This window comes from Streptomyces sp. NPDC053673 (assembly GCF_055585225.1).
Genome location: NZ_JBVJKN010000009.1, coordinates 111,505 through 134,365, shown reverse-complemented (window position 1 = coordinate 134,365; position 22,861 = coordinate 111,505). Strand labels below are relative to the sequence as shown.

The window sequence follows — 22,861 nt, the reverse complement described above, 5'->3', positions numbered from 1 at the left end:
CTTCGGGGGTCAGCCACGCAGCACGGAGGGGTTAGTACGGTGAACCTGCGCGACCTGGTCTACGGGCTCTACGCGCGCCGGGTGGAGGGCCGCCTCGATCACGCCCAGGTGCCCAAGCACATCGGTGTCATCCTGGACGGCAACCGCCGCTGGGCGAAGGCGTCCGGTGGTACGGCCGCTGAGGGACATCAGGCCGGGGCCGACAAGATCTCCGAGCTGCTCGGCTGGTGCGCCGAGACGGATGTCGAGGTGGTCACGCTCTGGATGCTGTCCACGGACAACTTCGACCGCCCCGAGGAGGAGCTGCGCCCGCTCCTCGGCATCATCGAGAACACGGTCCGCAACCTTGCCGCCGATGGCCGGTGGCGCGTGCATCACGTGGGCACGATGGATCTGCTGCCCGCCCGCACCCAGTCCGTCCTCAAGGAGGCGGAGCAGGCGACGGACGGCAATGACGGAATACTCGTCAACGTTGCCGTCGGGTACGGCGGCCGGCAGGAGATCGCGGACGCGGTGCGGTCGCTGCTCCTGGACCACGCGGCGAAGGGCACGAGCTTCGAGGAGCTCGCGGAGATCGTCGACACGGACCTGATCGCGTCGCACCTCTACACCCGGGGACAGCCGGACCCGGACCTGGTGATCCGTACGAGTGGCGAGCAGCGGCTCTCGGGCTTCATGCTCTGGCAGAGCGCCCACTCCGAGTACTACTTCTGCGAAGTCTTCTGGCCGGCCTTCCGCAAGGTCGACTTCCTCCGCGCGCTCCGCGACTACGCGGCCCGCCACCGCCGCTACGGCTCCTGACGGGGACGACCGCCCCCGTACCCCGCCACTCGTGTGACCTAGGGCCTGATCCACCGGACAGGCCCGGCCCTCCGCGCGCGGCCCCCACCGGCCGGGGTGTGCCTCGCCCCCGCCGGTGCTCCGCCGCGTGGGCCCGCCGCAGACGCCCGCGTCGCCGGATCCGTACCGACGGCGGAATCGCGCCGTGTGCCCACAGGGGCCGGGGGACTTGGCGCGGCCGCCGGGCCGGCGCGCCGCGGGGCCCATCGGGAAGCTCCCGGTCATGGTCATCGCCTGTTCATCGACGCGTCGTCATATGCCCTGGCATGGCTGCGCGTGTTCGAGGGAATATCCCTGACAGGTCGACATCCGGACACTGAGCCGGATGCCGTTCTATATAGCGAGTGGCACCGAGCCGCTCGCCCGGGAGGCCCTTTGCGCCAGGACGACCGTGCGCTCAGCACGGAAGGAACGGAGGGCCGGTGCCCGGCCCGTGCATCGTGGCCGGATACCGGTCCTACCGCCCGCGACGCCGTCGCACCCCGATCTCAGCCGAGGGGGTACGTCCTTCCGTGGTGAACAGCACAAAGCGCCGCATGCCCGACAGGCGCACCTACGTTCTCGACACCAGCGTCCTGCTGGCCGACCCGCACGCCGTTTCCCGCTTCGACGAGCACGAAGTCGTGCTCCCGATCGTCGTGGTCACGGAGCTGGAGGCCAAGAGGCACCATCCGGAGCTCGGTTACTTCGCCCGGCAGGCGCTGCGCCTGCTGGACGACTACCGCGTCCGGAACGGCCGTCTGGACGCCCCCATCCCGATGGGCGACCTCGGCGGCACGCTGCGCGTCGAGCTCAATCACTCGGACCCCGGCGTGCTTCCCGCCGGCTACCGGCTGGGTGACAACGACTCGCGGATCCTGGCGGTGGCACGCAACCTCCAGGCGGAGGGGTACGACGTCACCGTCGTCTCCAAGGATCTGCCGCTGCGCATCAAGGCCTCCTCCGTCGGTCTTCTCGCCGAGGAGTACCGCGCGGAGCTCGCCATCACGGACTCCGGATGGACCGGAATGTCGGAACTGGCCCTTTCTGCCGATCAGGTGGACATCCTCTATGAAGAGGAGAACCTGTACGTGCCGGAGGCCGCCGACATGCCCGTCCATACCGGGCTCGTCCTCCAGTCCGAGCGCGGCAAGGCGCTCGGCCGGGTCACCGCCGAGGGGAATGTCCGGCTTGTCCGTGGTGACCGCGAGGCCTTCGGGATCCGCGGCCGCAGCGCCGAGCAGCGCATCGCCCTCGATCTGCTCCTCGACCCGGACGTCGGCATCGTCTCGATGGGCGGCAGGGCCGGCACCGGCAAGTCGGCGCTGGCGCTCTGTGCCGGCCTGGAGGCGGTCCTGGAGCGCCGCCAGCACCAGAAGGTGATGGTCTTCCGGCCGCTGTACGCCGTGGGCGGGCAGGAGCTCGGCTATCTGCCGGGCACCGAGGCCGAGAAGATGAGCCCCTGGGCGCAGGCGGTCTTCGACACGCTCTCCGCGGTGGCCGGCCGTGAGGTCATCGAGGAGGTGCTCGGTCGAGGCATGCTCGAAGTGCTGCCGCTCACCCATATCCGCGGTCGTTCGCTGCATGACGCGTTCGTCATCGTGGACGAGGCCCAGTCCCTGGAGAGGAACGTTCTCCTGACCGTTCTGTCCCGAATCGGGGCAAACTCCAGGGTCGTTCTGACCCACGATGTGGCGCAAAGGGATAATCTGCGCGTGGGTCGGTACGACGGAGTCGTCGCCGTCGTGGAGAAGCTGAAGGGGCATCCGCTCTTCGCGCATGTCACGCTCACCCGCTCCGAGCGTTCGCAGATCGCCGCACTGGTGACCGAAATGCTGGAGGATGGACCCATCTGACATCCCAGGCCCGGTATGAGAGTTGGCGCCGCCCGGCGAAGCGCAGGAGCTTAGCCGGGCGGCGTCATGCTGCGCGGCCCTTTCCGCAAAACTCCTGGGACAAACGAGGTGTGAGCTTTCACACGCAACGATGAATTGCCTTGCGGTGCCGGCTTCCGGCAGAGTCTGGTTTCCGTCAGGCCCCGCATACGGCACACCTGCACCCTCAGGGGTGTTGCACCACACAACTCCACACTTGCCGCCGTATGCCGCCCGAGCACCACGCGGCACTCCCCGCAGGGGAGTTGCCCACCGGGCCCGTGCCTCCCGTGACCTAGACAAGAGGGAGTGCCAGTGCCAGGGGCACGATTGCGTCCGCGAGGTCACCTGTGCGGGCGATGCTGGAAGGAAACCGTGTGAGCCGGATCTCGGTCCGGGGATTCGCCGTGGCGTCTGCCACTGCGGTCACCACTGTCGGCGCTGTCGTCGGTGTTGCCTCGGGCAACACCCCCGCCACGAACGACAACCTGGAGACGACCGCTTCCGACGCGACGCTCCTCGCAGACATCCCGGTAGGCCAGCAGGCCCAGGTTCAGGTCTCGTCCCTGACCCAGCAGGCCGAGGCGCAGGCCGCCGCTGCCGACGCCGCGGCGCGGAAGTCCGCCGAAGAGGCGGCCCGTGTCCAGGCCGCCAAGGACGCCAAGGCGAAGAAGGAAGCCGCCGAGGAGAAGGCCGAGCGCGAGGCCGAGGCCAAGGCGGAGGAGGAGCGGGCCAGCCGCTCCGCCGTCCGTGACGCCTCCACCTTCGCGACCCAGTCGTCGTACAGCGTCTCCGAGGTCCAGGCGATGGCCCGCCAGATGATCCCTGGCGACCAGTTCCAGTGCTTCAGCAACATCGTGGACCACGAGTCCAGCTGGAACTACCGGGCCTCGAACCCCTCCTCCGGCGCGTACGGTCTGGTCCAGGCGCTTCCGGGTTCCAAGATGTCGTCGGCGGGCGCCGACTGGCAGACCAACCCGGCCACCCAGATCAAGTGGGGCCTCAACTACATGAACGAACGCTACGGCAGCCCCTGCGGTGCCTGGTCGTTCTGGCAGGCCAACCACTGGTACTAGGCCCCACCGGTACCAGGCCCCCGCCTGGCGCTCAACTTCGCGGAGCCCCTTGCCGTCCTACGGTGAGGGGCTTCGTGCGTGTACGGTCGGGGCGGACCCGGGGGGAGAGGGAAGCGACATGTCGAAAGCGCCAGGGTGGCTGGACCGGCTGGGGGCCGGACTGACCCGGATGGGAGCACGGTTGGAGGAGCGCCGGGCCGAGGCCGCGAGTGCTGCCGACGACGAACCGCCGACCGGTTCCGCACCCGACAAGGTCCCGCCGCCGCCCACGTACGCCCCCGCTGTCGGCGCCAGACCCGATCCGGTCGCCGCGATCCCGTGGGGGATGCGGGTCGCGGCCGAGGCCGGCTGGCGGCTGCTCGTCCTCGCCGGCGCGCTCTGGGTGCTGATGAAGGCGATCAGCGCGGTCCAGCTGGTCGTCCTCGCCTTCGTCGCCGCCCTGCTGATCACCGCCCTGCTCCAGCCCACGGTGACCCGGCTGAGGAAGATCGGCCTGCCGCGCGGGCTCGCCACCGCCGTCACCGCGATCCTGGGCTTCGTCGTCATGGGCCTCGTCGGCTGGTTCGTGGTGTGGCAGGTCCTGGACAATCTGGACAATCTCGCCGACCGGGTCAAGGACGGTATCGAGGAGCTCAAACGCTGGCTCCTGGACAGCCCGTTCCATGTCACCGAGCAGCAGATCAACGACATCGCCAAGAACCTCAGCGACACGATCGGCACCAACACCGAGGAGATCACCTCGGCCGGACTGCAGGGCGTGACCGTCATGGTCGAGATCCTCACCGGGATACTGCTGGCGATGTTCTCGACCCTCTTCCTGCTGTACGACGGGAAGCGGATCTGGCAGTGGACGCTGAAGCTGGTGCCCGCCCAGGCGAGGCCCGGGGTGGCCGGCGCGGGTCCGCGCGCGTGGCGGACGCTGACCGCCTATGTACGGGGCACGGTGGTGGTGGCCCTCATCGACGCGATCTTCATCGGTCTCGGCATCTACTTCCTCGACGTCCCGCTGGCCGTGCCGCTCGCCGTCTTCATCTTCCTCTTCTCCTTCATTCCGCTGGTCGGTGCGGTCGTCTCGGGTGCGCTCGCGGTCGTCGTCGCGCTGGTCACCCAGGGCGTGTTCACCGCGCTGATGGTGCTGCTCGTGGTCCTCGCGGTGCAGCAGATAGAGGGCCATGTGCTGCAGCCGTTCATCCTGGGCCGCGCGGTCCGGGTGCATCCGCTCGCCGTCGTCCTGGCGGTCGCCGCGGGCGGTCTGACCGCCGGCATCGGCGGAGCGGTGGTCGCGGTGCCGCTGGTGGCGGTGACCAACACGGTCGTCGGCTATCTGCGGGCCTACGGGCAGGAACGGGCTGTCCGGATCGGGCCCGCGCCGCACGGCGCGACGGCGTACGAGGTGGCGCCGACGCCGGCGCCGGGGGAGCGACAGCAGTGATCTCGGAGCCGGAGCTGGTGGGCGGTGCCGAAGTTCCCGCACCGCGGGCGGGCGAGGCCGCGGCAGGCGACTTCACCGCGGGCGGCGCTTCCGCAGGCGACTTCACCGCGGGCGGCGTCTCCGTCGGCGGTGCCGCGGCGGCCGATGTCCTCGTGGGCGGTGACGACGCGCCGAAGCCCCCCAAGCCCCCGCGGCCCCGGCGCGCCTGGTTGTGGGCGCTCGGCGGCGCGGTCGTCGCATCGGCGCTGTGGGCGGGCGGGTTGTACGTGTACGAGCGTCTCGGCCCCGACCTCCAGGGCTACCGGGTCAGCCGGAATCTGTGCCTGGACGCGGAGTTCACGTCCCTCGGCGGGGCGCTCGGCGCGAGGACGGAAGCCATCGCGTCGGTCGACGAGCACGTGGCGCTCGACCGCGCGCACTGCAGCTTCCAGCTCACCGGAACGGGCCAGAACCAGGAGTACCAGGTCACGGTCTCGTACGTGCTGCACAACAAGACCGATCCGGGGGAGGAATTCGAGGCGATGCGCCGCCCGTATGCGCCCGACGGCGATCCCCGCGAGGTCCAGCCGGCCGACGGCCTCGGCGAGCGTGCGTATCTGGTGATCCCCACCGAGGGGTACCCGTTGATGGACCTGGCCGTGCTCGACGGACAGGCCGTGATCCGGGTCGGTGTCTCCGCCGTGTTCTCGTACACCGGAGAGGACGAGGCCGAGGCGCCGGCGCCCGACGTCGACGAGCTGATGTCGCTCAAGGACCACGTCGTCGAGGACACGAGGCAGCTGATGGCCCGGCTCAAGCGCCCCGCGTGAGGGAACAGACGCAAGCAGGATCCTGAACACTTCCGGACAGCTTGATGAAAGACGTTCACTACTGACCGGAAACCGAACAGCGGATGCCTAGCGTCCGCCTTTATGAAACACATACGCACAGCAGTCGGGCTCGGTCTCGCGCTGCTGTTCCTCGTACTGGGCGTCGGCGCCCAGCCCGCGGTCGCGCATGTCTCGCGCGAGCACGCGGAACTCGTGGTCGCGACCGGTGACAACGTCACCAGCGGCCGTCTCGTCGTGCACAGCGACGTGGTGTCCCCGGCACAGGCCGGCGGCTGGGCTGCCGGGCTGCTCCCGGCCGGCTGCCCGGCCACCGGCTCCGGAGTGCCCGGCGACAACGGCGGCGTGCCCGGCGGAGTCGTCATCGAGCTGGCGTGGAGCTGCCACGTCGACGCGCTCGACCTGAGCCCGCTGCTGGAGAAGGGCGGACTGACCCAGGTCGTCGTCGAGTTCGACGGCACCGCGGTCGACGCCTCCGCGGCCACCCCGCTCGTCGACGCCGAGGGCGCCCACGCGCTGCCCGTGTTCCCCTGGCTGACCGTCGCACTCGTCACGGCGGCAGGTGTCGTACTGCTGCTCGCCGCGTGGCGGCTTCCGTCCCTGGTACGCGGGCTGCGCGCCTCGCGGCGCTTCCGGCTCGCGACAGCCGGTGCCATCGCCCTGTCGTTCCTCGCGCCTCAGGCGGCCTTCGCCGAGGACACCGATGCGGCGACCGTCGCCGTCGAGGGAACCGTCTTCAAGGACGCCAACGGAAACGGCAAGCGGGACAAGGGCGAGCCGGTCATGCCCGGCATCGACGTCACCGACGGCGCCGCCTGGACCACGACCGGCGCGGACGGCTCGTACAGCCTCCGGATCGACCCGAAGCGGCGCGAGACCGACCTCGTCAGCGTTGTCTCGCCCGACGGCTACACGCCCGCGCTGCGCAAGGACTACATCCCGCAGTTCTTCCACAAGGTCCCCGAGACCGGCGGAACGGGCGTCGACTTCGCGCTCGTACCCGACCGCAACGCCTCGAACCCCACTGAGAAGTGGGTCATGAACTCCGACACCGAGGTCGGCAACCGCACCGACGACGAGGCCCGCCGCGCCCTGCCCCAGTGGACAGGCCAGGTCCAGGCGATGTCCGAGGCCGACGGCGTGACGATGCAGATCGCGACCGGCGACCTCACCGTCACGGACTACGCGGCCGAGCCGCGCCGGCAGGGTGCGTACGACCTGTTCAGCAAGGGCCTGGAGGAAGGGCGGCTCGGCCACCCCTTCTACCCGGTGATGGGCAACCACGACTTCGGCGGCACGGCCACGTCCCAGGGCTACGCCGGCAGCATGGAGTACTACCGCCGCAACCTCGCGCCCGAGTGGTACAGCTTCGACCGGAACGGCCGCCACATCGTCGTCCTCGAGGACAACTACGACGCGAGCGGGCTGAAGCCGCAGCTGGAGTGGCTCCGCGAGGACCTCGCCCGCAACGCGGTCGGCAAGCAGGTCTTCGTCTTCGCGCACCGCTCGCTGTTCACCCAGTGGGGCCCGGGTGCGGGCATGCAGCCCACGATCGACGAGCTCGCCAAGTACGACGTCCGGATGGTCGCCGCGGGTCACAACCAGCAGGCCGAGTTCCGGCGCGGCGCCTTCAAGCGGTCCGTCGAGATCAACAACCAGGGCACGTACGGCATCGACGGCGCCCACCCCGACTACAAGGTCCTCGACTTCAGCGGCATCACGGACGATCCCCGCACCCGCCGCAACGAGGACACCGGCCATGTGACCGGCATCCACCGGCAGTTCGACATCGACGACGACTCCGCGCTGGTCAGCCCCGCGCAGGGCAGTGTGCACGGCGCCAAGGCCGGAGTGCCCGTCGAGGTGTACGCGGAGGACGACGGCCGTACGCCCGCGAAGTCGTCGCTGACCGTGCGCGACGAGCGCGGCCACGTGGTGGAGCGGACCACGGTGCGCTTCGGCCGGGCAGCCGCGCGGCCCGGCATCGAGAACTGCTACACCCCGCCCGGCGGCAGGCCCGAGCCCTGCCCGGACGCACGCGGCGCATGGACCCGGGCGAGCGCCCGGCTGAGCGGGCTGCGGCCCGGCACGTACACCGCCGAATCGATCGCGTACGACACCCGGGGCGAGCAGTTCCCCGTGGTCAAGAACGCCTTCGAGGTCGTACGGGACAGCGAGCTCGCCGAGCCGAGGACCGGCCAGGACTGGCTGCGGCAGGGCGGCGACGAGGCGGGGCGGTCCGCGAGCGGCGCCGAGCCGGGCGCCGAGCTCGACCTCAAGTGGACCCGGCAGACCGGTGAGCAGTTCAACCTGAACGGCTCGGTGATCGCGGACGGCAGGCTGATCGTCTCGTCCCGCGCCTTCGACTCCCCGTACAGCATGATGATCGGCTACGACATCGCATCCGGCCGTGAGATCTGGCGTACGTACCTGGACGGCGACGCCGAGTCGGCGCCGACGCTCCACGGCGGCAGGGTCTATCTGACGACCGGTGTCGGACGGATCTACGCACTGGACGCGGCGAACGGCCGTATCGTCTGGCAGTCGATCGACCGCGAGGAGGCCCACGGGGACACCGTGCGCCGATACGGCCGCGCGGGCGGACCGGTCAGCGTCTTCGGCCTCACCGGCCAGGACCGCACGGTCGCCGTCTACCAGGACGCGAACATGATCCGCTGCCGGGACGCCGCGACCGGCGGGCTGCTGCCCGGCGGATTCGGGGCCGCGTTCTCCTGGGGGCAGGCCCACAGCACGGCCATCCGCGAGCCCGGCTCCAACACCGCCTATCTGCACTCCATGTCGAGCAACTCCGTCATCGCGATGGACCTCGCGGCGTGCAAGCAGCTGTGGGTGAAGGACACGGCGGGCGGCATCGACAGCCACTCGTCGCCCGTGCTGACCGACCCGAAGGCCCCGGGCGCCTCGGGCGGCGAGGCGAAGCTGGTGACGTTCACGGCGTACGGCACCCGCGGCCACGACCCGAAGACGGGTGCGGTGACCTGGGAGTCCAAGCTGGGCGGCGGCAGCACCTGCGAGCCGGGGCCCGCCCCGCTCACCAGCCCGGCCGTGTGGGGCGACACCGCCTATGTCGCGGGTCGCGACGGTGTCGTACGCGCCTACGACGCGAGCGCGGCCGATCCGTCGAAGCCGGTGTGGGAGTCCAGGTCCGGCTATCTGGTGGGGGAGAGCCCGCTGGACGACAAGTGGCGGGTCGCCATGGGCTGTTCGGCGGGCGCCGGTTCGCCGACGATGCACCCGCTGGTCACGAAGTCCCATGTGTACGTGGGGACCTGGGACGGACGGCTCCTCGTCCTGGACCGGGCGAGTGGCACGCGGGTCGCCTCGTACAACCTCGGCGCGGGAGTGGCCTCGGCCCTCTCCGTGAGCGGTGACCGGGTCTTCGCCCTCACGGACGACGGCACCGTCCACGCGCTCGCCGCACGCCGCGGCTGAGGGGAAGCACCACCGTGCGATCACTCCGCACCGGGGTGCTGCTGCTGCTGGCCGCCGTCCCCGCGCTGCTCCTCGGCAGCGCGGGGACGGCGCAGGCGCACCCCTTCGGCACCCCGCCCGTCGTCAAGGTCGAGGCGGCCGGCGCCGCGGTCGACGCGACCTGGTCCGCGCAGCAGGACGACGTCGCCGTACTGAAGAAGGAGTCCGGCGGCGACGAGACGGGCTATCTGCGCTCGCACATCGCGGTACGCCAGGACGGCCGCCCCTGTCGCATCGACGGGGCGGACGGGCTGAAGCTCCACTTCGTCTGCCCGCGTCCGGTGGACCGGATCGAGTTGACGGTGACCGCGCTGACGGACATCAATCCGGCCTACCGCACGGTGTCGGTGACGGACACGGGCGGAGGCGGGCTGCACACGGCGAAGGAGCCGACGCGCACGCTCGCCCTTACATCGGCGGCTGCCGGGGGCGACCCGGTCTCCTCCGGCTGGTCCTGGACCACGGATCTGACGTCGCTCCTGGACCAGGGGGGCGCCCTCCCGCCGGCGCTCCTGGTGTCCGCTGCCGTGGGCGCGCTCCACGCCTGCGCACCCGGGCACGGCAAGTCGCTGGCCGCCGGATATCTGGTGGGTGGCCGGGGCCGGCCGCGTGATGCGGTGTGGCTGGGCGGGATCGTCGCCGTGATGCATACGCTCTCGGTCGCGGCCCTGGCGGTCGGCTGGTGGCTGGCGGCGAACAGCACGCCGGACATCGTGGCGCTGACGCGGTGGCTCCAGTTGATCGCGGCGCTGGTGGTGGCGGGGATGGGCGTGAGCCTGCTGCGGAGGCATCTGCGCCACCGCAGGCACCACCATGATCACGGGCACGGGTGCGACCACGGGCATGGGCATGGACACGACCACGATCACGGGCACAGCCACCACATCCCGGATGCCCCGTCCTTGCTCACCTGGCGCGGCCTCGTGCTCCTGGGCGCATCGGGCGGACTGCTGCCCTCGCCGTCCGCGTTCCTCGTCCTGCTCACCGGGCTGCTGACCGGCAAGGTCGGCATCGCACTGGCGATGGTCGCGGCGTTCGGCCTCGGCATGGCGCTGACGCTCACCGGCGTCGGCCTGATCGTGCTGCGCGGCCGGGACGTGCTGCTGGACCGGGTCTCCCGCTCGTCGACCCTGCGCATGTGGACCGTGCGGATTCCGCTGTTCGCGGCCTCGGCGGTGGTGGCCGGCGGGACGGTGGCCTCGGTGGTGGCGGCCGGGCAGCTCCTGGCTCCGTGACGTCCAGTACGACGGCGGCGCCCCGCCCGGCACACGGCCGGGCGGGGCGCCCCTGTCACGACTCTGCAGGTCAGCCCGCCATGACGGCTTCCGCTTCCAGCGTCGTACCGACCGCCTGGATCACCGAAGCGATCTTGAAGGCCTCCTGGACGACGTCACGGTCGACGCCCGCCTTGCGCAGCACCTGCTCGTGCGAGTCCAGGCACTGGCCACAGCCGTTGATCGCGGAGACGGCGAGCGACCACAGCTCGAAGTCCGTCTTCTCGACGCCCGGGTTGCCGATGACGTTCATCCGCAGACCGGCGCGCAGCGTCCCGTACTCGGGGTCCGACAGCAGGTGCCGCGTCCGGTAGAAGACGTTGTTCATCGCCATGATCGCGGCGGCCGACTTGGCGGCCGTGTACGCCTCGGCGGAGAGGTTGGCCTTGGCCTCCGGCTCCAGCTCGCGCAGCACGATCGGCGAGCGCGAGGCGATCGCACAGGCCAGAACCGTGCCCCACAACTGCTGCTGCGGCAGCTCGCTGTTGCCGATCACCGAACCGAGGTTCAGCTTCAGGTCCTTGGCGTAGTCCGGCAGCGCGGACTTCAGCTCATCGAGGGCCATGCTCACTCACCGGCCAGCAGCTTGACCGGGTCGAGGGTGTTCTCGCCCTTGGTCCAGTTGCACGGGCAGAGCTCGTCGGTCTGCAGGGCGTCGAGGACCCGCAGGACCTCCTTGGGGTTACGGCCGACGGAGCCGGCGGTCACCATCGTGAACTGGATCTCGTTGTTCGGGTCGACGATGAAGACGGCGCGCTGCGCGAAGCCGTCCTCGCCCTCGATGCCGAGGTCGCGCATCAGCTCGTGCTTGGAGTCGGCCATCATCGGGAAGGGCAGGTCACGCAGGTCGGCGTGGTCCTTGCGCCAGGCGTGGTGGACGAACTCGGAGTCGCCGGAGAAGCCGAGGATCTGGGCGTCGCGGTCGGCGAACTCCTCGTTCAGCTTGCCGAACGCGGCGATCTCGGTGGGGCAGACGAAGGTGAAGTCCTTGGGCCACGCGAAGACGACCTTCCACTTGCCCTCGTAGGACTTGTGGGTGATCTGCTCGAATTCCTTGCCGCTCTCCAGCGAGACGCAGGCGGTCAGTTCGAACGTGGGGAACTGGTCACCAACAGTGAGCACGCGCTCTCCTTGCAGATGGGAAGTACCCCTTGTGAGGGCTTCCGGGGTTGGACGGACCCTCAGACTGGCACAGAGTGCATTGATCACGGAAATAGCTAGAGTGGGTCATCGTGATCGGAGGTGCTTATCAGTGGCGGCGATGACTGCTGGAACGAATACGGTGAACCGGGGCAAGCAGCCCAGTCTGGCGCAGCTGCGTGCCTTCGCTGCCGTGGCCGAGCATCTGCACTTCCGGGACGCTGCTGCCGCTATCGGGATGAGTCAGCCCGCGCTCTCCGGCGCCGTGTCGGCGCTGGAGGAGGCACTGGGTGTCCAGCTGCTGGAGCGTACGACCCGGAAGGTGCTGCTGTCGCCCGCGGGGGAGCGACTCGCGGTCCGGGCGAAGGCGGTCCTCGTCGCGGTCGGCGAGCTGCTGGAGGAGGCCGAGGCGGTCCGGGCGCCCTTCACCGGAGTGCTCCGGCTCGGCGTGATCCCGACCGTGGCGCCGTATCTGCTGCCCACCGTGCTCCGGCTGGTCCACGAGCGCTATCCGGAGCTGGACCTCCAGGTGCACGAGGAGCAGACCTCGTCCCTGCTGGAGGGACTCTCGGCGGGCCGGCTCGACCTGCTGCTGCTCGCCGTCCCGCTCGGTGTGCCCGGAGTGACCGAACTCCCGCTCTTCGACGAGGACTTCGTGCTCGTGACGCACGGCGAGCACTGGCTCGGCGGGCGCCACGACATCCCGCGCGACGCGCTGAAGGAGCTTCCGCTGCTGCTCCTCGACGAGGGGCACTGCCTGCGTGACCAGGCCCTCGACGTCTGCCGGGAGGCGGGTCGCACGGAGGGGGCCCCGGTCACCACGACCGCGGCCGGTCTGTCCACCCTGGTCCAGCTGGTCGCGGGCGGCCTCGGCGTGACGCTGCTTCCACGCACGGCGGTGCACGTCGAGACCGGACGCAACCCGGCCCTCGTGACCGGCTACTTCGCGGACCCGGCGCCCACACGCCGCATCGCCCTGGCGATGCGCGCCGGGGCGGCCCGCCAGGGCGAGTTCGAGGAGTTCGCCGACGCACTCCGGGAGGCCCTGGCGGACCTCCCGGTGCGGGTGGTAACCGGCTGACTCACTCCGTGCGCAGACCCTCGGGCCGCATCAGCCGCCACAGCGGCGGCAGGCTGAGCAAGGTCACGAGGAGAACGACACCGGCGCCGACGCCGGACATCGAGAGCACCGAGAGCCAGTCGACGGACACCTGGGCGCCCGCCATCTGGAGCAGCACGGTGCCGAGGGCCAGACCCACCGCGGTGGCGAGCAGCAGCCCGAGCGCGATCGGCACCGCGGTCTGCCACAGCACCGACATGCTCAGAGTCGAGCGCCGGGTGCCGAAGGCGACGAGCGCGGACAGCAGCTTCCTGCGCTCGCGCAGCTGCTCCAGCTGGGAGACCAGCAGGCTCGCCCCGATCAGCAGCAGTACGCAGGTCGCCCCGACGAACAGCCCGGTGCGGATCGACGCGAAGCGGTTGGACTGCGCGGTGTCCTGGAGATGCATCGTCGTCAGCAACGGGTCGGCCTTCAGGATCGCCGTCCGGGCGTGCTCGATCGCGTCCGGCACCTTCGGATCCAGCTGGATGTAGATGGTGGCGAACCGCGTCTCGCCGAAGTTCCCGGGCGCCGCGCCGGGCGTCGCGAGGACGCCGCTCTGCCTGACGCCGGTCGGGTCCTCACGGCTCGCGACCTGCATGGCGGTGCTGGGCAGCGTCCAGGCGACGGGCGGGGGCGCGTCTTCGTCGCCGTACACGTTCCCCGCGTAGAGCTTGTGGCCGGGCTTCGCCACCGACTGCGTTCCGGAGTCGTCGTATCCGCCGTGCAGGACGAAGGTGTCGCCGTCCTTGCAGGAGGGCAGCTGCGCCAGTTCACGCAGTGCGGCACAGGTACCGATCGTGAGGCTGGCCGTCCGCTCCGAGTCGGGTGTGGCGGCGATCGAGACGCTGGACAGCGCGATGGCCTTGGAAACTCCGTCGGCCTGTTCGATCTGCCGGGCGACGGCCGTGATCCGGGTGGCGGCCTCGCTGCCCTGCGGAACCAGCGCGGAGATCGCGGCGCGTGAGGGGTCCTGACCGGTGTCCCTGGTGTACGCGCCGTCGAGTCCGGAGAACATCATCTGCAGCGCGATCGCGCCGGCCACCGCGACGGCGATGCCGTTGACCAGCCGCGCAGCGTTTCCGCTGCTCATCTGGAGCCGCCGGACAGCCAGTTGCCAGGAGACTCCGCCACCGCCGAGCCGGGCCACGACCGTCTCGACGAGCCAGGGCAGCATCGCCGTGATCCCGATCAGCAGCAGGACGACACCGCCGATGACCTGTGCCTGGTTGAAGTACCCGTTGTCGTTGCCCTGCCCGATCATCGGGTAGAGCAGGGCGAGTCCGGCCAGCGGCAGCAGCAGCCGCCACCAGATGCGCCGGCGGGCGGGCTTGGCCGTACGGACCACTCCGAGCGGCTCGATCACGACACTGCGCAGCGCGAACAGTGTCACCGCCACGGCAGCGGCCGGCACGGCGAGCCCGACGAGCGCCGCGAGCCACGGAGTGGGGTCGAGGTCGCCGGGGAAGACGCTCAGCCGGTACAGGTCGACTCCGGCCGCCGACTGGCGTACCGCGAAGAAGAACCCGGTGCCGAGGAGCAGACCGGCCAGGGAACCGGCGAGCGCCTCTCCCGCCGCGACCCGGCGCGCCATCCGGCCGTCGGCGCCGATCAGGCGCAGCGCGGCCAGGCGGCGGTCGCGGCGCTCGCCGCCGAAGCGCACGGCGGCCGCGATGAAGACGGCGACGGGCGTCAGCAGGGCGACGAACACCAAGGTGATCAGGAGAAGGAGTACGGGGTCCAGGGGCTCCTGCTCGGCGGAGTTGTCGAAGCCGGTGACCCGAGGGACCTTTCCGTCGAGCGGCTTCAGGGTGTCGCTGCCCGCGTAGTACGCGAGTTCGGTGGGCCCGACCAGACCCGCGTCGCCGATGATCGCGGTGACCTTCCCGTCCAGCCGCTCGCGCAGGAGCTTGCCGTCCGCGGACTTGAGCAGCTTGTCGAGCGCGGGCGACACGGCCATCTCGCCCGCTGCCGGGAAGGACCGCAGACCGGGCGGAACCGGGGCGTCCGGGCCCTCCGGCCTGAGCAGCCTGCCGTAGATGTCCTCGCCGCGGTAGCGGGTGTCGACCTCGGCGATGAGCAGCGTGTCGTGCCCGGCCTTCTCGGCGGTCGGCGCGGTGTGCTCACTGCGGGCGCTGCCGCGCGCGTCGCGTCCGCCCAGCGCGCTCGGGATCGCGGTCGTGACCAGCAGCAGCGCCACGCCCAGACCGACGCCGACGCCGGTGAGCAGAGTGCGGGTCCAGCCCTCGCGGCCGCCGCTCACCGCGAACCTGGCGCCCATGAGCAGATCGCGCGCCCAGACGCGGGCGGTCATACGGCGCGCTCCATGTCCCGGGACCTGCCGTCGCGTACGACGATCTCGCGGTCCGAGTACGCGGCCACCCGAGCCTCGTGCGTGACAAGGACGACGGCGGCGTTCGTGGACCGGGCGGCCTCCGTGAGCAGCTCCATCACCCGCTCGCCGTTGAGGGAGTCGAGCGCCCCGGTCGGCTCGTCGGCGAACAGCACCCGCGGGCCGGTGACCAGGGAACGGGCCACGGCGACCCGCTGGCCCTGGCCGCCGGAGACCTCACCGGGGCGCTTGGCGGCGAGGTCGTCGACCTCCAGGCGCTCCATCCACTGCAGGGCGGCGCGCTCGGCCTCCTTGCGCCTGGCGCCGTTCAGCCGCAGCGGCAGCGCGACGTTCTCGACGCAGGTCAGCTCGGGCACGAGCTGACCGAACTGGAAGACGAACCCGAACTCGCTGCGGCGCAGCGCGCTGCGCTCCGCGTCGTTCATCGCCGACAGCTCACGGCCGTCGTAGGTGATGGTGCCCGAGTCGGGGGTGACGATCCCGGCGAGGCAGTGCAGGAGCGTCGACTTGCCGGAGCCGGAGGGGCCCATGACGGCGACGACCTCGCCGGGGTGGATGGAGAACTCGGCGCCGTCCAGCGCGTTGGTGGGCCCGTACGCCTTGCGGAGGTTGTCCGCGACGAGCAGGGAGCCGGCGGGGGTCATGCGGTCACCGCCTTGGCGAGCTGGTCGAGGCGGGCGGCGGCCAGCTCCAGCCAGCGCAGGTCGGCCTCCAGGTGGAAGAGCGCGTGGTCGCAGATGAGCTGGTCGGCGAGGTCGCCGCGGCGCTTGCGGTCGGTGAGGATGCGCATCAGCCGCAGATGCTCCGAGCGCTGTGTGTCGAGCAGTTCGGCTGCGCTGCGTCCGGTGAGCAGCGAGAGGACGACCTTGGTGTAGAGGGTCGACTGGAGGTACGGCTCCGGCTTCTCGGGCGTGGCGAGCCACTGGGCGACATCGGTGATGCCGGCTTCGGTGATCGCGTACCGCTTGCGCTCGGGGCCGCCGCCGGCCTCGATCCCGTCGACCTCGACGAGGCCGTTCTTCAGCAGCCGCGACATCGTCGAATAGACCTGTCCGTAGTGCAGCGGCCGGTCGTGGCCGAACTTCTCGTCGAAGGTGCGCTTCAGGTCGTAACCGTGGCGGGGTCCGGACTCCAAGAGCCCGAGGAGCGTGTGACCGATTGACATGACGAGGACTCTACACAGTGCGTATACATCGTGTGTATACGTACTGTGCAGAGTCAGCTCTCGGGCGGCTGTCCGTGCAGGTCAGGGCCGATTGTCACGGTTCGGAACGGCGGGATCCGGAGGCTCCCGACCAGGTGGAAGCTCCCGACCCGGCGGAGGCTCCTGGCCCGGTGGGACCTTCGGTGGCCGCCCCCGCCGGGGGATCGGCTTGACGCTCCCCGGGAGTCGTCCCGCCTCCGACAACGCCCGTCGGAGCAGGAACTCGATCTGCGCGTTGGCGCTGCGCAGCTCGTCGGAGGCCCAGCGGGCGAGCGCCTCGTACACCGCCGGGTCCAGCCGCAGCAGTACCTGCTTCCGCTCGGGGGGCGTCACTGGTAGAGCGTGCCCGTGTTGAGAACCGGCTGGGCGGAGCGGTCTCCGCACAGCACCACCATCAGGTTGGACACCATCGCCGCCTTGCGCTCGTCGTCCAGCTCCACGAAGCCCTCCTCGGAGATCCGGGACAGCGCGGCCTCCACCATGCCGACCGCACCGTCCACGATCTGCCGGCGGGCGGCGACCATCGCGCCCGCCTGCTGGCGCTGGAGCATCGCGGAGGCGATCTCCGGGGCGTAGGCGAGATGTGTGAAGCGCGACTCGATGATGTGGACGCCCGCGGCCTCCACGCGCGCGTGCAGTTCGGCCGCGAGCTTCTCGGTGATCTCCTCGGCGTTGCCGCGCAGCGACAGCCCGTCCTCGTCATGGGCGTCGTAGGGGTACTCGATCGCGATGTGCCGGACCGCCGCCTCGGTCTGCGTGGACACGAACTCCAGGAAGTCGTCCACCTCGAACAGCGCCTGTGCCGTGTCCTCGACCTTCCACACCACCACGGCGGCCAGCTCGATCGGGTTGCCGTACGCGTCGTTGACCTTGAGGATCGCGGTCTCGTGGTTGCGTACCCGGGTCGAGATCTTCTCGCGCGAGGTCAGCGGGTTCACCCAACGCAGCCCGTCCGTGCGGATCGTGCCGCGGTAGCGGCCGAAGAGCTGGACCACCCGGGCCTCGCCCGGCGCCACCATGTTCAGCCCGGACATCGCGAAGAGCGCCGCGACCGCCACGGCGATGCCGCCCAGGATCAGGGCCACCTTCGCCGCGTCCGAGTTCTGTGTGGAGCCGGTCACGACCAACGCGACGCCGGCCGCCACGCCGATGAGTCCGAGCAGGAGAGCGAGGCCGCCGCCGATGCTGTGCGCGGCGAACTCCCGGACCCGCGGCTCGGGCATCTCGGGCGTGTCCTCGTGAAGGGATCTGCTGGTCGCAGGCATGTTCCGTCCCCCGTTTCCCCGGCCGCGCGCGACGGCCGTCTGAGCTAGCAATGTGATTACACATTATCTGACTCGGCAACCCTGCGCACCTCTCGTGAGTCGGTTCCCTAGAGACAGGTGCTGATTCTCACGTCCGGAAAAGGCCGGATCAGTTGTCCTTTGTCTGTACGAGCGGTGTTAGCTTTCTGAGCTGATCTGGCGGCGACCGCCGGCGTACGAGACGAAGATCAACGCAGAAGCGGCACGCAGAACGCGGAACGCGGTACAGAGAGCGGAGCAACGGATCGATGGGCCGAGCGGAAGCGCGACGAGCCCGGCAGCGCGGTGCGCGCCGGGCGAAGAAAGCCGGGGGCATACGGCGCTTCTTCACCTGGAAGAAGATGCTGGGCACGTTCTTCACCCTCTGCCTGCTGCTGATGGGCGCGTTCGTCGTGGTCTATCTGCTCGTGCCGGTGCCGAAGGGCAACGCCCAGGCGACGATGCAGAGCAACGTCTACAAGTACAGCGACGGCACCATCCTGGCCCGCACCGGAGAGATCAACCGCGAGATCGTCGGCCTGGAGAAGATCCCGAAGCCGGTTCAGATGACGTTCGTCGCCGCCGAGAACAAGACCTTCTTCAAGGACTCGGGTGTCGACATCAAGGGCACTGCCCGCGGTGTCCTCAACACCCTTACCGGTAAGGGCAAGCAGGGTGGCTCGACCATCACCCAGCAGTACGTCAAGAACTACTACCTGAACCAGGACCAGACGGTCACCCGCAAGCTCAAGGAGCTGGTGATCTCCCTGAAGGTGGACCGCGAGAACGAGAAGGAAGAGATCCTCGCGGGCTACATCAACACCAGCTACTACGGGCGCGGCGCCTACGGCATCCAGGCCGCGGCGCAGGCGTACTACGGCAAGGACGCACAGAAGCTCAACGTCGCGGAGGGCGCGTACCTCGCCGCCCTGCTCCAGGCCCCGAGCCAGTACGACTGGACGGTCGCCTCCCCGACCGGCAAGAAGCTGGTCACCGAGCGCTGGAACTACGTCCTGAACAACATGGTCGAGGAGAACTGGCTGGACTCCGCGGAGCGCGCCGGCCTCAAGTTCCCCGTACCCAAGCCCCCGAAGGCCGCCCCCGGCATGGGAGGCCAGACCGGCTATCTCGTCGAGGCGGCCAACGCCGAGCTGGAGCGCCGCGGCATCAGCGAGGAAGAGATCAAGGCCGGCGGCTGGACCATCACGCTCAACATCGACAAGAAGCGCCAGAAGGCGCTCGTCGAGGCCGTCGACGATCAGCTGGAGAAGAAGCTCGACCGCAAGGGCGACAAGCGCGACGCGACCGTCCAGGCGGGTGCGACCTCCGTCGACCCGAAGACCGGCAAGGTCGTCGCGCTGTACGGCGGCATCGGAGCGACCGAGCACTGGCTGTCCAACGCCACCAGGCGCGACTACCAGCCCGCCTCCACCTTCAAGCCCATCGTGCTCGCCTCCGCCCTGGAGAACGAGTCGGTGACCCAGGACGACAAGCCGATCGGTCTGAACACCGTCTACGACGGCACCAGCAAGCGGCCGGTCGAGGGCAGCGACACCCCGTTCGCGCCGGAGAACGAGGACGACAGGGACTACGGCAAGGTCACCGTCCAGCGGGCCACGAACAGCTCGATCAACTCGGTCTACGCCCAGATGATCGTGGACGTCGGCCCGGACAAGGTGAAGAAGACCGCGCTGGACCTCGGCATGAAGGACGGCGAGGGCTGGCCGGTGCGGCCCGCCATGTCGCTGGGCACGATGGGCGCCTCCCCCTGGGACATGGCCGGGGTGTACGCGACCCTCGACAACCACGGCAAGAAGGTCACGCCGTCGATCGTGGCCAAGGCCGAGCACATGGCCCGCACGGTCGACGTGGACGAGGCGGACGGCGAGCAGGCGATCAGCCGTGAGGCGGCGGACACCGTGACCCAGGCCATGACCGGCGTCGTGAAGAGCGGCTCGGGTCAGAACGCGCGGGGTGACTACTTCGCGGCCGGCAAGACCGGTACCTCGGAGAACAACCGCTCGGCCTGGTTCGTGGGCTACACACCCCAACTCGTCACCGCCGTCGGCCTCTTCGGTGAGGACCCCAAGGGCAACCAGGTCACCCTGACCGACACGGTCAACGAGGGCCGCGCCAACGGTGGTGGCGTCCCGGCCCAGATCTGGCAGCAGTACACGACCGGCGCCCTCGGCGGGGGCTCGGACGAGGAGTTCGACCTGGAGGTCGCGGAGTCCGTGGTCGAGGAGCCCACGTCGACGCCGACGTCGACGCCTTCGGAGACCGAGAAGACGAAGGGCCCGGACGACAAGCCGACGAAGACGAAGGGCCCGGACAAGCCGACCCGTACGCCGGACAACACCCCGACGGGCACTCCCACCGGGCCGGGCGACTCCACGGGCACCTCCAACGGTGGCACCACCGACGGCGGTACGACCGACGGTGGCACCACGGACGGCGGTACGACCGACGGTGGCACCACGGACGGCGGTACCACCGACGCAGGCACCACGGACGGCACGACGTCCGGCACGACGTCGGGCGTCCGGCCGCCCAAGACGTAGGGCCTGCCATCGGCAGGCAGTTGTGAGGAAGGCCCGGCGTGCGTACGCGCGCCGGGCCGCTTTCGGTCTGAGTCCCACCCTGTTGTGCAGATGGGGCACGGAGGGTTACGGGCGGCTCCCGGGACGGGCTACGGGTGGGTCGGCAGCTCGAACCAGACCACCTTGCCGGTCGACAGCCGGGTCGCTCCCCACCGTCTGGCCAGCCGGTTCACCAGGAACAGCCCGCGCCCGCCCTCGTCGGTGTCCCGTGCCCGCCGCTGACGCGGCAACTGCGGAGAGTCGTCACCGACCTCGCAGCGCAGCACGTCGGTGCGCAGCAGCCGCAGCGTCACCGGCCGTTCCGCGTACCGGACGGCGTTGGTCACCACCTCGCTGACCAGTAGCTCCACCGAATCGGACAGCTCCTCCAGGTCCCACCGGGCCAGGGCGCGCCGGGCCAGCCGGCGGGCCCGGCCCGGAGCCGCGTCCTCCGGCTCCAGGAACCAGTACGCGACATCACTCGGTGCGATCCCGTCGAAACGGGCGGCGAGCAGCGCGATGTCGTCGTCCCGGTCGCCCGGGCCGAGCATGTCCAGCACGTCGTCGCAGAGCGCTTCCAGCGGCGGTGAATGATCGGGGCCGGTGAGCTGCGCGGTCGCGGCCAGCCGCTCCCGCAGTTGCTCGATCCCGGTCCACACGTCGCGCAGCCGCGATTCGACGAGCCCGTCGGTGTACAGCAGCAGCGTGGCTCCCGCGGGCGCGTCCAGCTCGACCGCCTCGAAGTCCACCCCGCCGACGCCGATGGGCGCGCCGGGCGGCACCCGCAGCACTTCGGCCCGCCCGCCCAGATGCAGCAGTATCGGCGGCGGATGGCCCGCGTTGGCGATCGTGATCCGGTGCGAGACCGGGTCGTACACGGCGTACATGCAGGTCGCCATGCGGTCGGTGCCGAGGCGCTGCGCCTGCTCGTCGAGATGGTGCAGGACCTCCTGCGGCGGCAGATCCAGACCGGCGAGGGTCTGCGCAGTCGTCCGCAGCTGGCCCATGATCGCGGCCGACGTCATGGAGTGGCCCATGACATCGCCGACGACCAGCGCGACCCGGCTGCCGGGCAGCGGGATCGCGTCGTACCAGTCGCCGCCGACCCGTGCGGTCTCGGCCGCGGGGAGATAGCGGGAGGCGAGCCGCACACCGGTCGGCTGCGGCAGTCCCTCGGGCAGCATCGTGCGCTGCAACTCGTCCGCGATGTACGCCTCGCGGCCGTACAGGACGGCCTTGTCGATTCCGAGCGCGGTGTGCGTCGCGAGCTGTGCGGCGACCAGCAGATCGTTCGGCTCGAAGGCCGGCCGGTCGGGCCGGCGCAGGAAGATCGCCGCGCCGATGACCCGGCGTCTGCCGCGCAGCGGAGCGAGGATGGCCCGGTGCCCGGTCGGTACGATCCGGTCGGCGCCCAGCAGCTCGGGCAGCGCCGCGCGGGCGGCGGCCGAGTCGCCGAACACCGGCCGAACGCCACGGAGCACCTCGGCGAGCGCGCCGCCGGCCACGACCTCGCACAGCTCGGTCGCGGGCGTCAGATCGGCCGGGGTGGTGAGCACCGGCACCTGGGCGGCGCCGCCCAGGAGCGAGCCCTCCGTGTCCTCGTCGGTTAAACGCAGCCGGTCGGTGCGGCGCAGCCGCAGCACGAACGGAGCGACCGGCCGCTCGTCGCCGACCGGCAGCGGATCGCGCAGATAGACGAGGATCGCGTCGGAGAACGTCGGCACGGTTGCCCGGCACAGCCCGAGCACGATCTCGTCCAGGTCTATGCCGCGGGCGATCCTGCGGGTCGCGGCCCCGACGAAGCGCAGCCGGTCACCCTCGCGTCGCGCGACCCCGACGGGGTCCTGCGGCGGTGGGCCCGCGGGCGGGGGCGGCTGCGCCGGGACAGCGCCGGCCGTGGCCGGCACAGGGGCATGGGCGGCGGCCTCCTGTCGCGGCCGCGTGCGCTCCTGCGGCCGGGCAGCGACAGGCTGCCGGCCTTCGTGGGAGGTGGGATGCTCCGTCACGCGTGGGATTCCGTCCGTCCGGGCCGGTGGTGCGAGGCTGGGGCCTGTCTTCCGGATCTTGCCTGGCTCGTGCGCCCTGGCACGCGCTTCTCCAGAACTTCTCCCCCAGAGCTTCGCCTGGAGAGTCCCCCAGCGGGGGCCTCCAGCTGCGTTGTCGTCAGTCGCCATGGCCCCGCCACGACTCCCTCCTCCGCCTCGCGATCGCACGCACCGGACCCTGCTCGCCCCGCGGCGGTAGCCGCTGATGTCACTGCCGGCCTGATCCGGAAGACAGGCCCTGGCGCCTCGGGTGCCGCTGTGCGCGTCCGGGGGCGGTGACGATCGCGGTCGCACCGCGGATCCCCGGGCCGCCGGGCGGACCCGCCCGGTGTCCGGGGCGGCAACGCCCCTGGGTGGTCGATAT

Annotated in this window: 17 protein-coding genes; 9 read left to right on the top strand and 8 right to left on the bottom strand. The window is 70.6% G+C overall.

Translation table 11 applies throughout. From position 1 onward, the window contains the following. Positions 1 to 39 precede the first annotated feature (39 nt). The 7 genes from ACZ6ZQ_RS15785 (at position 40) to ACZ6ZQ_RS15755 (ending at position 10,755) form a co-directional block, all read left to right on the top strand. Positions 40 to 801, top strand: coding sequence for an isoprenyl transferase (locus ACZ6ZQ_RS15785; RefSeq protein WP_469769102.1), 762 nt, complete (start codon positions 40 to 42; stop codon positions 799 to 801). A 551-nt stretch (positions 802 to 1,352) separates the two neighbouring features. Next, positions 1,353 to 2,675, top strand: coding sequence for a PhoH family protein (locus ACZ6ZQ_RS15780; RefSeq protein ID WP_469769101.1), 1,323 nt, complete (start codon positions 1,353 to 1,355; stop codon positions 2,673 to 2,675). Between the two features lie 395 nt (positions 2,676 to 3,070). Further along, entirely contained in the window at positions 3,071 to 3,769 is a 699-nt protein-coding gene (locus ACZ6ZQ_RS15775; protein WP_469769100.1) for an aggregation-promoting factor C-terminal-like domain-containing protein, read from the top strand. A 118-nt stretch (positions 3,770 to 3,887) separates the two neighbouring features. Beyond that, positions 3,888 to 5,201 carry an AI-2E family transporter gene (locus ACZ6ZQ_RS15770; protein WP_469769099.1) on the top strand — a complete coding sequence of 438 codons (1,314 nt, stop codon included), beginning with the start codon at positions 3,888 to 3,890 and terminating at the stop codon, positions 5,199 to 5,201. Beyond that, positions 5,198 to 6,010, top strand: coding sequence for a hypothetical protein (locus ACZ6ZQ_RS15765; RefSeq protein WP_469769098.1), 813 nt, complete (start codon positions 5,198 to 5,200; stop codon positions 6,008 to 6,010). Before ACZ6ZQ_RS15770 ends, ACZ6ZQ_RS15765 begins: the two co-directional genes overlap by 4 nt. 102 nt (positions 6,011 to 6,112) lie before the next feature. Beyond that, positions 6,113 to 9,481 carry an outer membrane protein assembly factor BamB family protein gene (locus tag ACZ6ZQ_RS15760; RefSeq protein ID WP_469769097.1) on the top strand — a complete coding sequence of 1,123 codons (3,369 nt, stop codon included), beginning with the start codon at positions 6,113 to 6,115 and terminating at the stop codon, positions 9,479 to 9,481. 14 nt (positions 9,482 to 9,495) lie between these two features. Then, positions 9,496 to 10,755, top strand: a complete 1,260-nt coding sequence (locus ACZ6ZQ_RS15755; protein ID WP_469769096.1) for a hypothetical protein — start codon at positions 9,496 to 9,498, stop codon at positions 10,753 to 10,755. Positions 10,756 to 10,825: 70 nt separating this feature from the next. On the opposite strand, the gene ACZ6ZQ_RS15750 is transcribed toward ACZ6ZQ_RS15755, so the two are convergent. Both ACZ6ZQ_RS15750 and ACZ6ZQ_RS15745 read right to left on the bottom strand, forming a co-directional pair. Beyond that, positions 10,826 to 11,359, bottom strand: a complete 534-nt coding sequence (locus ACZ6ZQ_RS15750; RefSeq protein WP_469769095.1) for an alkyl hydroperoxide reductase — start codon at positions 11,357 to 11,359, stop codon at positions 10,826 to 10,828. A 2-nt stretch (positions 11,360 to 11,361) separates the two neighbouring features. Further along, the gene (locus ACZ6ZQ_RS15745; RefSeq protein ID WP_469769094.1) at positions 11,362 to 11,916 is read right to left on the bottom strand and encodes a peroxiredoxin; all 555 of its coding nucleotides are present in this window, start codon (positions 11,914 to 11,916) and stop codon (positions 11,362 to 11,364) included. Between the two features lie 139 nt (positions 11,917 to 12,055). Between ACZ6ZQ_RS15745 and ACZ6ZQ_RS15740 the strand changes: the two genes are divergently transcribed. Then, complete coding sequence (locus tag ACZ6ZQ_RS15740) at positions 12,056 to 13,015, top strand: hydrogen peroxide-inducible genes activator (protein WP_469769093.1); 960 nt, start codon at positions 12,056 to 12,058, stop codon at positions 13,013 to 13,015. A 1-nt stretch (position 13,016) separates the two neighbouring features. Here the strand turns inward: ACZ6ZQ_RS15740 and ACZ6ZQ_RS15735 are convergent, their stop codons facing one another. The 5 genes from ACZ6ZQ_RS15735 to ACZ6ZQ_RS15715 form a co-directional block, all read right to left on the bottom strand. Then, positions 13,017 to 15,347, bottom strand: a complete 2,331-nt coding sequence (locus ACZ6ZQ_RS15735; RefSeq protein WP_469769092.1) for an ABC transporter permease — start codon at positions 15,345 to 15,347, stop codon at positions 13,017 to 13,019. Then, complete coding sequence (locus ACZ6ZQ_RS15730) at positions 15,344 to 16,030, bottom strand: ABC transporter ATP-binding protein (RefSeq protein WP_469769091.1); 687 nt, start codon at positions 16,028 to 16,030, stop codon at positions 15,344 to 15,346. The genes ACZ6ZQ_RS15735 and ACZ6ZQ_RS15730 overlap by 4 nt, the downstream gene beginning before the upstream one ends. Next, the gene (locus ACZ6ZQ_RS15725; protein ID WP_469769090.1) at positions 16,027 to 16,551 is read right to left on the bottom strand and encodes a PadR family transcriptional regulator; all 525 of its coding nucleotides are present in this window, start codon (positions 16,549 to 16,551) and stop codon (positions 16,027 to 16,029) included. The genes ACZ6ZQ_RS15730 and ACZ6ZQ_RS15725 overlap by 4 nt, the downstream gene beginning before the upstream one ends. Positions 16,552 to 16,632: 81 nt before the next feature. Next, positions 16,633 to 16,974, bottom strand: a complete 342-nt coding sequence (locus ACZ6ZQ_RS15720; RefSeq protein WP_469769089.1) for a type II toxin-antitoxin system antitoxin — start codon at positions 16,972 to 16,974, stop codon at positions 16,633 to 16,635. Next, the gene (locus ACZ6ZQ_RS15715) at positions 16,920 to 17,855 is read right to left on the bottom strand and encodes an SPFH domain-containing protein (protein WP_469769088.1); all 936 of its coding nucleotides are present in this window, start codon (positions 17,853 to 17,855) and stop codon (positions 16,920 to 16,922) included. Before ACZ6ZQ_RS15715 ends, ACZ6ZQ_RS15720 begins: the two co-directional genes overlap by 55 nt. Before the next feature lie 287 nt (positions 17,856 to 18,142). Here ACZ6ZQ_RS15715 and ACZ6ZQ_RS15710 point away from each other — a divergent pair, with 287 nt between their 5' ends. Next, the gene (locus ACZ6ZQ_RS15710) at positions 18,143 to 20,434 is read left to right on the top strand and encodes a transglycosylase domain-containing protein (protein WP_469769087.1); all 2,292 of its coding nucleotides are present in this window, start codon (positions 18,143 to 18,145) and stop codon (positions 20,432 to 20,434) included. Between the two features lie 128 nt (positions 20,435 to 20,562). Here the strand turns inward: ACZ6ZQ_RS15710 and ACZ6ZQ_RS15705 are convergent, their stop codons facing one another. After that, complete coding sequence (locus ACZ6ZQ_RS15705; RefSeq protein WP_469769086.1) at positions 20,563 to 22,458, bottom strand: SpoIIE family protein phosphatase; 1,896 nt, start codon at positions 22,456 to 22,458, stop codon at positions 20,563 to 20,565. Positions 22,459 to 22,861 lie beyond the last annotated feature (403 nt).